The organism is Pseudomonas sp. S3_B08 (genome assembly GCF_054667725.1).
The window spans coordinates 4,239,276-4,250,976 of the sequence record NZ_CP162750.1; the positions used below are offsets into that span (position 1 = coordinate 4,239,276).

At 61.6% G+C, this 11,701-nt stretch carries 10 protein-coding genes; 8 read left to right on the top strand and 2 right to left on the bottom strand.

Annotated features, from left to right (window positions below; all coding sequences use genetic code 11):
• Nucleotides 1-199: 199 nt before the first annotated feature.
• Entirely contained in the window at nt 200-646 is a 447-nt protein-coding gene (locus AB4N73_RS19250; protein ID WP_460142425.1) for a response regulator, read from the bottom strand.
• Nucleotides 647-901: 255 nt separating this feature from the next.
• On the opposite strand from AB4N73_RS19250, the gene AB4N73_RS19255 reads away from it, so the two are divergent.
• The 8 genes from AB4N73_RS19255 (at nt 902) to AB4N73_RS19290 (ending at nt 10,111) form a co-directional block, all read left to right on the top strand.
• A complete protein-coding gene (locus tag AB4N73_RS19255; protein WP_460142426.1) occupies nt 902-2,836 on the top strand; it encodes a putative nucleotidyltransferase substrate binding domain-containing protein in 1,935 nt (644 codons plus the stop codon).
• The gene (locus AB4N73_RS19260; RefSeq protein WP_460142427.1) at nt 2,833-3,540 is read left to right on the top strand and encodes a 3'-5' exonuclease; all 708 of its coding nucleotides are present in this window, start codon (nt 2,833-2,835) and stop codon (nt 3,538-3,540) included. Before AB4N73_RS19255 ends, AB4N73_RS19260 begins: the two co-directional genes overlap by 4 nt.
• Nucleotides 3,541-3,892: 352 nt before the next feature.
• The gene (locus AB4N73_RS19265; RefSeq protein WP_221264883.1) at nt 3,893-4,369 is read left to right on the top strand and encodes an RNA polymerase sigma factor; all 477 of its coding nucleotides are present in this window, start codon (nt 3,893-3,895) and stop codon (nt 4,367-4,369) included.
• Nucleotides 4,366-5,340 (top strand): FecR domain-containing protein, encoded by a 975-nt coding sequence (locus tag AB4N73_RS19270; protein WP_460142428.1) that lies wholly within the window; start codon nt 4,366-4,368, stop codon nt 5,338-5,340. Before AB4N73_RS19265 ends, AB4N73_RS19270 begins: the two co-directional genes overlap by 4 nt.
• 204 nt (nt 5,341-5,544) lie before the next feature.
• Complete coding sequence (locus tag AB4N73_RS19275) at nt 5,545-7,971, top strand: TonB-dependent siderophore receptor (protein WP_323619763.1); 2,427 nt, start codon at nt 5,545-5,547, stop codon at nt 7,969-7,971.
• Between the two features lie 74 nt (nt 7,972-8,045).
• Nucleotides 8,046-9,176 carry a PepSY-associated TM helix domain-containing protein gene (locus tag AB4N73_RS19280; protein ID WP_150743473.1) on the top strand — a complete coding sequence of 377 codons (1,131 nt, stop codon included), beginning with the start codon at nt 8,046-8,048 and terminating at the stop codon, nt 9,174-9,176.
• On the top strand, nt 9,173-9,352 hold the full coding sequence (locus AB4N73_RS19285; protein ID WP_122748151.1) for a hypothetical protein: 180 nt from the start codon (nt 9,173-9,175) through the stop codon (nt 9,350-9,352). The genes AB4N73_RS19280 and AB4N73_RS19285 overlap by 4 nt, the downstream gene beginning before the upstream one ends.
• 129 nt (nt 9,353-9,481) lie before the next feature.
• A complete protein-coding gene (locus tag AB4N73_RS19290; protein WP_071173844.1) occupies nt 9,482-10,111 on the top strand; it encodes a glutathione S-transferase in 630 nt (209 codons plus the stop codon).
• Nucleotides 10,112-10,310: 199 nt separating this feature from the next.
• On the opposite strand, the gene creD is transcribed toward AB4N73_RS19290, so the two are convergent.
• Entirely contained in the window at nt 10,311-11,678 is a 1,368-nt protein-coding gene (creD, locus tag AB4N73_RS19295; RefSeq protein WP_252884935.1) for a cell envelope integrity protein CreD, read from the bottom strand.
• Between the last annotated feature and the right edge of the window lie 23 nt (nt 11,679-11,701).

Here is an 11,701-nt window from a genome sequence, read left to right on the forward strand (position 1 = left end):
GGTGGATTGGATTGTTGTGGTGGGCTTGAGATCCATCCCCCTCACCCCAGCCCTCTCCCCAAGGGGTAGAGGGGAAAGGGAGCAGATTGGGGAAGTTTCAATTCCTGAGTTCGACTCATGAAATTCAGGTCGGTGTACCTCCAACATTCACCGCGGTCAGTCCCCTCTCCCTCTGGGAGAGGGTTAGGGTGAGGGGCTTCTAGGGCTCGATGCCCAATTCATGCTTCACCAACTCAAGCAACTTCCCCGTATCAATCGGCTTGAGCAGAAAATCCACCACGCTCAAATGCATCGCTTCGATCGCGTCTTTCACGTCGGCATCGCCGGAGACGATGATGATCGGCATCGCTGCCCGCTCCGATTCACGCACCTGGCGAATCAGCTCGAGGCCGTCGACATTGCCCATGCGCAGGTCGGTAATCACCAGACCGATCGAAGGCTTTTCATCGAGCATTTTCAGCGCGGTTTCACCGCTGGCTGCGGTCATGCAGCGAATGCCGTCCAGCGCGAGTATCTCCGACAACAGCTCGCGGGCGTCCTTGTCGTCGTCGACGATCAGGACACGCTGAGGCGGCAGATCGGGTTCGAGCATCACTGCGCTGAGCGCTTCCCGCTCGGCGTCGCTCAAAATATCGTGGTCGGACATGGCGCTCTCTAAATGTTCAAACAATCCCTGGCAAGTCGTCAGACATCACCGGACAGCGCTTCAATGTGCACTTCGTCGGAATTTTTTCCAAGTGGCTAGCGCAAGCTTTTCCGAGCTTTTGCGTAGGTTATTTCCGAAAATCGGCCAATGGTGGCAAAACCTAGACTTACGTCCAATGGGCACCCTGCCCGCCGGGGTCGACCATGGTGGCAACGATCCGACAACAACAATTCGAAAAAGACTGCGGTAATGGTTATGAGCAAAGCGGACGCCTTCACCCAGGCAGGGAAAACCGCGGTGTTGCAGAACATTCAGGGCACCCTGCAATTCCTTCAGCGCTTCCCGCCCTTCAATCAGATGGAACACGCCCACCTCGCCTATCTGGTGGAGCAATGTCAGCTGCGTTTTTTTGCCCAGGGCGAGAGCATCATCAAACCGGCTGACGGCCCGGTGGAGCACTTTTATATCGTCAAACAGGGTCGGGTGGTCGGCGAACGCCAGCACATCACCAAGCCCGGCACCGAAACCACCTTCGAAATCACCACCGGCGAATGCTTTCCGCTGGCCGCGCTGCTCGGTGAGCGCGCCACGCGCACCGAACATCTGGCGGGCGAAGACACCTTCTGCCTGCAACTGAACAAGCTGGCGTTCATCAAACTGTTCGCCCTTTCCAGCGCCTTCCGCGACTTCGCCCTGCGCGGGGTCAGCAGCCTGCTCGATCAGGTCAACCAGCAAGTCCAGCAAAAAGCCGTGGAAACCCTCGGCACCCAATACTCGCTGAACACTCGTCTCGGTGAACTTGCGATGCGCCATCCGGTGACTTGCAGCGCCGATACGCCACTGCGTGAAGCGGTGAAGCTGATGCACGAGCAACAGGTCGGCAGCATCGTCGCGGTGGATGAGCACAAGGCGCCGCTGGGGATTTTCACCCTGCGCGATTTGCGCCATGTGGTCGCCGAAGGTGTCGGCGATTTCAGCGACGCCATCGAACAGCACATGACTCGATCACCGTTTTATCTGTCGCCGGATCACAGCGCCTTCGATGCGGCGATCGCCATGACCGAGCGGCACATCGCTCACGTCTGTCTGGTCAAGGATCAACGCCTGTGCGGCGTGGTATCCGAGCGTGATCTGTTCTCCCTGCAACGGGTCGATCTGGTGCACCTCGCCCGGACCATCCGCAGCGCGCAACGGATCGAGCAACTGGTGACCTTGCGCGGCGAGATCGGCCAACTGGTCGAACGCATGCTCGCCCACGGCGCGTCGTCGACGCAAATCACCCACATCATCACCCTGCTCAACGATCACACGGTGTGCCGGGTCATCGAACTGACCCTCGCGGAAAAGGGCGACCCGGGTGTGCCGTTCAGTTGGCTGTGTTTCGGCAGCGAGGGCCGGCGCGAGCAGACGCTGCACACCGATCAGGACAACGGCATCCTGTTCGATGCCCGCGATGCGGCGCACGCAGCGGAGATACGCGGCAAGCTGCTGCCGATCGCCCAGCAGATCAACCAGAGCCTGGCGCAGTGCGGTTTCACTCTGTGCAAGGGCAACATCATGGCCGGCAATCCCGAGCTGTGTCTGTCGCGGGCCGAATGGGCGCGACGCTTCGCGGCGTTCATCCGCGAAGCCACGCCAGAGAACCTGCTGGGTTCGAGCATTTATTTCGACCTGCGCGTGGTCTGGGGCGATGAGCAAGGCTGCGAGCAATTGCGCCGGGGCATTCTCGATCAAGTCGCTGACAACCGTCTGTTCCAGCGCATGCTCGCCGAAAATGCCCTGCGCAATCGCCCTCCCGTTGGGCGCTTCCGTGAGTTCGTGCTGACACGCAAGAACGGCGAGAAGGCCACGCTGGATCTGAAAATTCAGGGTCTTACGCCGTTCGTGGACGGCGCCCGCTTGCTGGCGCTGGCCAACGGCATCGACGCCAACAACACCCTCGAACGCTTCCGCCAATTGGTCGATAAACAAGTCATCGAGCCGCTCGACGGCGCGGCGTATGAAGAGGCCTATCACTTCATTCAGCAAACGCGCATGCAGCAGCATCAGCTCCAGACCCGGGAGAACCAGCCGTACTCCAACCGCGTCGATCCCGACAGCCTCAATCACCTTGACCGGCGCATCCTGCGTGAATCCCTGCGCCAAGCGCAACGCCTGCAGAGCAGCCTGAGCTTGCGGTATCAGCTATGAGCCTGTTTTCCTGGCTGCGCCCGTCAAGTCCCGTTGTGTCGGCGGATCTACAGCAGCGGCTGGCGAATCTGCCGGCGCTTGCCGAGCTGAGCGAATGCAGCCTGCGTGAGCAGCGCTGGGTGGTGCTGGACCCGGAAACCACCGGCCTGAATATGAGCAAGGATCGGGTCCTGTCGATCGGCGCGGTGGTGATCGAGGACGGCGCGATCGATTTCCGTCAGCAGTTCGAGCGCACGCTGCAATGTCGCGAATTGAAGCTCAGCCCCAGCGTGCTGATTCATGGCTTGGGACCGAATGCGATTGCCGCAGGCAGCGACCCGGCGGAAGCGTTGCTGGAGTTGCTGGAGTTCATCGGCGACAGCCCGGTGCTGGCGTTTCATGCGCCGTTCGATCAGCACATGCTCGGGCGCGCAGTGAAAGAACACCTGGGGCATAAGCTGCAGCATGTGTTTCTGGATGTGGCAGATATCGCGCCGTTTCTGTGTCCGCAGGCGCAGATTCGCGAGGCCGGGCTGGATGAGTGGATCGAGTGGTTCCGGCTCGAAGTGTTCGAGCGGCATAACGCGAGTGCCGATGCGCTGGCCACGGCGGAGTTGGCGTTGATCCTGTTCAGCCGCGCGCGGGGGCAGCAGATCTACAGTCCGTTGCAGTTGCAGCAGCGGTTGAGTCAGTGGAAGCGCAGGCAGCAGGCGCCGTCCTTTTAGAATCATTCAGATCAAAAGCCCCTCACCCCAGCCCTCTCCCGGAGGGAGAGGGAGCCGATCGTGGTGTCTGAAGCCTTATATCGACCTGAAAGACCGAGTCGATTGAGGAATCGCTGAAAATCGTTCAGGTCGGCGTACCTCCAGAATATCCCCCGATCAGTCCCCTCTCCCTCCGGGAGAGGGCTAGGGTGAGGGTGAGGGGCTGCCCTTGATTCATCACCTGACCAGTGGCCAATTGCTAACCATTCCCACCTCTGCCAGAATCGCGAACTATTCTCGTTAGTTAACATTTCCCAATCGGTGATGTCCGGTGTCGTCAGTGCCCAACCCCCACAGTGAGCTCGTCGGTGCGATGTATCGCGACCATCGCGGTTGGCTGCTGGCGTGGTTGCGGCGCAATGTGGCGTGTCCGCAGCGTGCCGAGGACCTGAGCCAGGACACCTTCGTGCGCCTGCTCAACCGCGACGAACTGCTGACGCCGCGCGAACCTCGGGCATTTCTGGTGGCGATCGCCAAAGGCCTGTTGTTTGACTACTTCCGCCGCGCCGCGCTGGAACAGGCCTACCTCACCGAACTGATGCTGATCCCCGAAGACGAACAGCCGTCGGTGGAAGAACAGCAAATGATCCTCGACGACCTAAAGGCCATCGATCGCCTGCTCGGCAAGTTGTCGACCAAGGCTCGTGCGGCCTTCCTGTATAACCGCCTCGACGGTCTCAGCCACGGCGAAATCGCCGCCAGACTCGGCGTGTCAGTGCCGCGCGTGCGGCAGTATCTGGCGCAAGGCCTGCGCCAGTGTTACATCGCCCTGTACGGTGAGCCGACATGACGGCGGCCAGTTCGCGCCCGGTGCCGGCGCATGTGCTGGACGCGGCAATTGCCTGGCAATTGACCCTCGATTCGAGCACCGCGCTGGAGCGCGAGGAATTCGCCAAGTGGCATGCGGCCCATGAGGAACACGCCCGCGCGTGGCGTCAGTTGGGCATGCTCGATCAGCGTTTCAGCGTCGCCAAAGGCCCGGCCCGAAGTGCGTTGCTGCAATCGCGCGAAGGCATCCGTCGGCGCGTGCGAAAACTCGGCAGCGGGCTGGCCAGTGTCGTGGTGATCCTCGGGCTGGGACTGTTTGTCAGCGAGCGCTATCTGCCGCTGGATTACTGGCTCGCCGATCAGCGCACCGCCACCGGTGAACAGCGCAGCGTGCGCCTGTCCGACGGCACCCTGCTCAATCTCAATACCCACAGCGCGGTCGACGTACGCTTCGATGACGAGCGCCGCTTGATCGTGTTGCAGGAAGGCGAAATCCTCGTCGAGACCGGGCATGGCGATGCGCGGCCGTTTATCGTCGAAACCCGCGAAGGCAGCATGCGCGCGCTGGGCACGCGGTTTCTGGTCAAGCGCGAGGACGATGGCACCCGCCTGAGCGTGTTGCAGTCAGCGGTGGCGGCCCATGCCCAGGCCAACCCGCAAGAACAGATTCTGCGCGAAGGCCAGCAGGTGTTGCTGCGCAGTGACGGGCTGGGCTCGATTGCCGCCCTCGCCCCCGGCGCCGATGCCTGGACGCGCGGCATGCTGGTGGTGGACAACGCACGGCTGGGCGATCTGGTGCACGAGCTGGGGCGCTATCGTCGTGGCCATCTGGGCGTGGCGCCGGAAGTGGCCGATCTGCGCATTACCGGCAGCTTTCCGTTGCACGACACCGACAAGGCCCTGAGCGCGTTGCTGCCAACCTTGCCGGTGCAGATCGAGCGTCATACGCCGTATTGGGTCACCGTGGCGAAGGCTGATATCAAGCCTGAGTAATGCGTCGGCAGGAAAACCGCCTTCGCGAGCAGGCTCGCTCCCACATTGGCATGCGATCACCTGTGGGAGCGAGCCTGCTCGCGAAGGCGCCATCAGCCGCACAACCATTTCCTGCAAAAAAGAATTTCCACCCAGCCCTATCACTTTTCCAATCTCGTCCGGCACACAGGCAATTGAGAAATATTTCCATTCAGGAGCCGCCGTATGTCCCGTTCGCCAGACACCTTGTTGCGCCCCAGTCTGCTGGCTTTTGCCATCGCTTTCGGCACGCCGCTGATCAGCAGCCCGTTGCTCGCCGCTGAGCAAGCGTCCAGCGTGCGCGCCTACAACCTGCCGGCGGCGCCGCTGTCGACCACCCTGAACCAGATCGCCAGCCTGGGCGGCCTCGCCCTGTCGCTCAATCCTGCGCTGGCCGCCGGCAAAACCTCGGCGCCGGTTAACGGCCAGTACGACGCCGCCGGGGCCCTGCGCGCGGCTTTGCGCGGTACCGGTCTGCAACTGGAACAGAGCAGCGCCGGCACCTACACCTTGGTGGCCGTGCCTGAAGGCACGCTGGCCCTGCCGGAAACTTCGGTCATCGGCGTGGAAAACTTCGAAAGCGCCTGGGGCCCGGTCGAAGGCTACACCGCGACCCGCACCGCCGCCGGCACCAAGACCGACACTGCGCTGGTCGAAGCACCGCGTTCGATCTCGGTGGCGACCCGCCAGCAAATGGACGACCGCAGCGTGCACAGCCTCGATGACGCCGTGCGCTACATGCCGGGCATCACCGCCAGCAGCTACGGCAGCGACACCCGTGCCGACTGGCTGCGCGTACGCGGTTTCGAGCCGACCCAGTTCCTCGATGGCCTGCCGCTGCCCAAAGGCGTGTACGCCAACCCGAAACAGGAAACCTGGAACCTCGACCGCCTCGCCCTGCTGCGTGGCCCGGCCTCGTCGGTGTACGGCCAGACCCCGCCGGGTGGTTTGCTCGACATGGTCAGCCGCCGACCGAGCGCCGAGGCCAGCAGCGAAATCCAGCTGCAATACGGCAGCGACAACCACCGCCAGATCAACTTCGCCAGCACCGGCAAGATCGATGAGGCCGGGCAGTTTCTCTATGGCCTCAGCGGCGTGGTGCGCGACAGCGGCACCCAGGTCGATCACGTCGACAACAAGCGCTACAACATCGCGCCGAGCCTGACCTGGAACATCGATGACGACACCAAACTCACTCTGCTGAGCCAGTTCACCCGCGACGACACCGGCATCACCAGCCAGTTTCTGCCCATTCAGGGCACCAAAATCAAATCGCCGCTCGGTGATATTTCCCATCACAAAAATCTCGGCGATCCGGATTGGGAATACTACGACCGCACCTACTACGCGTTGGGTTATGCCTTCGAACATCGGTTGAACGATGTCTGGCAGTTCAAACAGAACCTGCGCTACACCAAGTCGGACCTGTCGTTCCAGTCGCTGACACCCGGTTCCTACCCGTTCACCACCGTGGATGCAGAGGGCAACGTCGGCCGCACCAGCACCAGCGTCGACGAAGACATCAGCCAGTTTGCCGTGGACAACAACTTCCAGGCCGACTTCGCCACGGGTGAGATTCGCCATACCTTGCTGCTGGGTCTGGATCACCAGCGCAGCAACACCAACTACACCTCGATCTTTGGCGATGGTCTGCAAACCAACGTCAACAACCCGATCTACGGCCAGCCGATCGTACGTCCAGCGCGCTCCACCGCGTTTTACGACTACAACCAGAAGACCTACCAGACGGGTCTCTATGTGCAGGATCAGATGGCTCTCGATCAGTGGCGCCTGACCCTCGGCGGCCGTGAAGACTGGGTGCACACCAGCACTGAATTCTTCAACAAGGGCGATGCGACCAACACCCAGCGTGACAAGAAATTCAGCGGCAACGCGGCGCTCAGCTACGTCTTCGACAACGGCTTCGTGCCGTACCTGTCCTACGCCGAATCCTTCCAGCCGACCACGGGTGCCGATGCCACCTCGACCGGCTCGCTCAAGCCAACCGAAGGCAAGCAATGGGAATTGGGAATCAAGTACCAGCCTCCGGGCAGCAAGACCCTGCTGACCGCCGCCGTGTATGACCTGACCCAGAAGAACGTCGCGGTGAACACCTTCGTCAACAACGTTTCGGTGACCAGCCAGACCGGCGAAGTGAAGGTCAAAGGCCTGGAACTCGAGGCTGTGTCGGATGTGACCGACAACCTCAAGGTCATCGCCGCCTACACCCTGGCCAAGTCCGAAGTGCAGAAAGGCGTCGACAAGGGCAATCGTCTGCAACTGATGCCCAACCAACAAGCCTCGCTGTGGACCGACTACACCTGGCACGCCGGCGTGCTCGACGGTTTCGGCATTGGCGCCGGCGTGCGCTACACCGGCAATACCTACGGCGACAAGGCCAACACCTGGCTGGGCAAGGCTGACGCCTACACCGTGTTCGACGCCAGCGTGCATTATGATCTCGGCCGTCTGGACAACAGTCTCAAAGGTGCATCGCTGGCGGTGAACGCGACCAACCTGTTCGACAAGGACTACATTTCCACCTGCGACAGCTTCTACTGCTACTACGGCGACCAGCGCAGTGTCGTCGCCAGCGCCACTTACAAGTGGTAAGCCAGTGAGCTGAACCAGGCCCTGTTCCCAAGCCGTCCGTACCGGACGGCTTTGGTGTTTTTGAAGGTCATGCAATGAAAAGTAAAACCATCCGCCGCTGGTCGTTCATCCACACCTGGACCAGCCTGATCTGCACGGTGTTTCTGCTGATGCTCGCACTGACCGGTCTGCCGCTGATTTTCAGCCACGAGATCGATCATTTGCTCGGCAACGCCCCGGAGCTGCGCGAGATGCCGGCCGACACGCCGCAACTCAACCTGCAGCAACTGGTCGATGCCGCGCAGAAACATCGCCCGGGCGAAGTCATGCAGTACTTCGGTTATGACGACGAAGAGCCGAACGCGGCGTTCGCGATCATGGCCAGGACGGCCGACACCGAGCCGAACTCTTCGCACACCTTCATGCTCGATGCGCGTACTGGCGAAGCGCTGGAAACCCCTTCGGCCAACGGTGGTTTGATGCTGTTCATCCTGCGTCTGCACGTCGACATGTTCGCCGGGCTGCCGGGCAAGCTGCTGCTGGCGTTCATGGGGCTGCTGTTTGTCGTGGCGATCGTCTCCGGCACGGTGCTGTACCTGCCGTTCATGCGCCGCTTGAAATTTGGCACCGTGCGCCAGGACAAGTCGACAAGACTGCGCTGGCTCGATCTGCACAACCTGATCGGCGTCGTCACTTTGACCTGGTGCCTGGTGGTGGGCGTGACCGGGGTGATCAGCGCCTGCGCCGACCTGCTCATCGCCGCCTGGCGCAACGATGCACTGACCACCCTGATCGCGCCGTATCGCGATGCGCCGCCGCTGACTCAACTGGCGCCGGCTACGCGGCTGCTCGACATCGCCGAGGAAGTCGCACCGGGGATGAAGCCGGATTTCATCGCCTTCCCCGGCACCCGTTTTTCCAGCGAGCACCATTATTCGGTGTTCATGAAGGGCGGCACGCACCTGACCTCGCACCTGCTGACGCCGGTGCTGATCGACGCCACGACCTTGCAGGTCACCGCCGTGGCCGAACGGCCGTGGTACATGGACGCCATGGGCATGTCGCAGCCGCTGCACTTTGGTGACTACGGCGGCATGCCGATGAAGATTCTCTGGGCGACGCTGGATGTGCTGACGATCATCGTGTTGGCCAGTGGGGTGTATTTGTGGGTGGTGCGGCGCAAGGCGGCCAAGCCTGTATTGGAAGCGGCGGAGGCCTCGGCATGAAGCCGCGTCAGTCGAGTTTCTGGAAGGTTTTCAGCACACCGATCGTGATCGCCTTGCTCAGTGCGGCGGGGCTGTTTGCGGCGTTGCTGGGGGATGGAATCTGGGATGCGTTGAGCTGGGTCGGGCTTGGCGTGCCGGCATTTCTGGCCATGAAAGGATTAATGCGGCGAAGCTGAAATCCTTGTAGGAGCTGCGGAACGCTGCGATCTTTTGCTTTTGACAGCAGAATCAAGATCAAAAGATCGCAGCGTTCCGCAGCTCCTACAGCTAATCTCCTGCTCTTCGCCGACCACTGAGGTTCCTCCATGTCCGCCCCCAGCATGACCCTGTACCACAACACCCTGTCGCCCTTCGTCCGCAAAGTCATGGTGCTGCTGCACGAAACCGGTCAGCAGGATCGTGTCGCGCTGCAGGACTGTGTGCTCAGCCCGGTCAGCCCGAACCCTGCGCTGATCGCCGACAACCCGTTGAGCAAGATCCCCGCCCTGCGCCTGGCCGACGGCAATGTCATCCATGACAGCCGCGTCATCCTCGAGTACCTCGACCAGCAGCACGTCGGCAATCCGCTGATCCCCCGTGAAGGTGCGGCGCGCTGGCGGCGCCTGACCCTGGCGTCGATGGCCGACGGGATCATGGATGCCTCGGTGATGGTGCGTTATGAAACCGTGCTGCGCCCGGTGGAAAAACACTGGGACGAATGGCTCGACGCCCAGCGCGACAAGATCCGCCGCGCCCTCGCCGTGCTGGAGAGCGAAGCGATTGCCGAGCTGACCAGCCACTTCGATGTCGCGGCGATCAGCGTGGCCTGCGCGCTGGGCTATCTGGATCTGCGCTTCCCGGACATGGACTGGCGTGCAGCCAATCCGCAACTGGCCAACTGGTATTTCGAGGTGAGTCAGCGACCGTCCATGGTGGCGACGATGCCCAAGCCCTGATTCTGCGGCGCCTGATCTGCCCCCATCGCTGGCAAGCCGGCTCCCACATTGAATCGGGACAGACCGCTGACCTGTGTGTCGGCATATATCCTGTGGGAGCTGGCTTGCCAGCGATGGCACCACCTCGGTTCCGGCGGCAGCGCTGCAACAATCAGCGTCAGCAGAACCGCCACTTCCCTGCGCTCAGCCCTCAACCCGCTCATTGCATCGCCTCCACATCAAACTCCAGCGGCTTGGCCGGTTTCAAACCAATCCCGTACCAGTCCAGTTTGCGCGTCAGCACCATGAACACCCCGAGCAGACCGAACAACATCAGCGAGCCCATCAACAGCGCGTAATCCTCGGCGCTGAGCAAGCCGTACAGCAAGCCATACAGCGCCGCCAGCCCCGCCGAGAAGCTCAAGCCATGCCGCGCGCTGCGCAGGACGTGGCTGACATAGAAGCCGATCAGCAACACGCAGCCACTCGCCGACAACAGATACGCCAGCGCAAAACCGATGTGTTCCGACAGTGACAACAGCAGCAGGTAAAAGAACGCCAGCGCAACACCGACCAAGGCATATTGCACCGGGTGCACCGCCAGGCTCTTGAGCACTTCGAAGAGGAAGAAACCGGCGAATGTCAGGACGATGAACAGCAGCGCGTATTTGATCGCCCGATCGCTCTTCAGGTACTGATCCACCGGATCGATGAAGCTGACGCCGAAGCTGCGCCCGTTGAGTGCATCACAGTCGCCAGCGACACAGCGCTCCATTGCCTCTTGCAGGTTGGTGGAGAAAAACGAGGTCTGCCAGTCGGCGCTGAAACCCTGATCGTTGATCTCGCGCTTGGCCGGCAGGAAGTTGCCGACGAAGCTGGGGTGCGGCCAGTTGGCGGCGAGGCTGACACTGCTGGTCTTGCCCACCGGCACCACACGCAGCGAGCCGGTGCCTTGCAGACGCAGGTCGAAACCGAAGGTCAGTTGCGTGGCTTTGCTGGCGTCGAGCGCCGGCAAGGTCACGTGTACACCCTCGCCGATCCAGGCCACTTCGCTGCCGGGCACGAAGTCCAGTTGCTGGCCGCCGAGCTCGAGTTTCAGCGCGTTCTCGATGCCGCGAATATCGCTGATCCCCACAGCCAGGAACGGCGCATCGAACTGATAATCGGCAAAATTTTCCTTGATGCCCAACTGCGCCGGCAGGGAAAAATGCCCGTCGATACGGTTATCGGCGTGGAACAGTCGCGCCTCGTAAATGCCGCGTTTGCGCAGTTCGGTTTGTACTTGCCCGTCGAGCTCGAAGCGCTCCGGCAGAAAGTACAAACGCCCGCGCGCTTCGCCGATCTCCTCGTAGCGCTTGTTGGTTTTCTCGTTGGTTTTCCAGGTGCGCACCACCTTGCGATACGGCACTACCATCACCGGCCCGGTCAGCTGCTGGCTGTAACTGGAACTGCGCGCGATGTCTTCGAGCACACCGTCGCGCAGTTGCTGACGTTCGTCGATGATGCCGTCGATCATCAGCAAGGGGATCAGCAACAGCAGGATCAACAAGGCAATCGCGCCGAGCTTGATGGTCAGATTCTTGTTCATGGGACTCTCCCTGTTTGGATGGG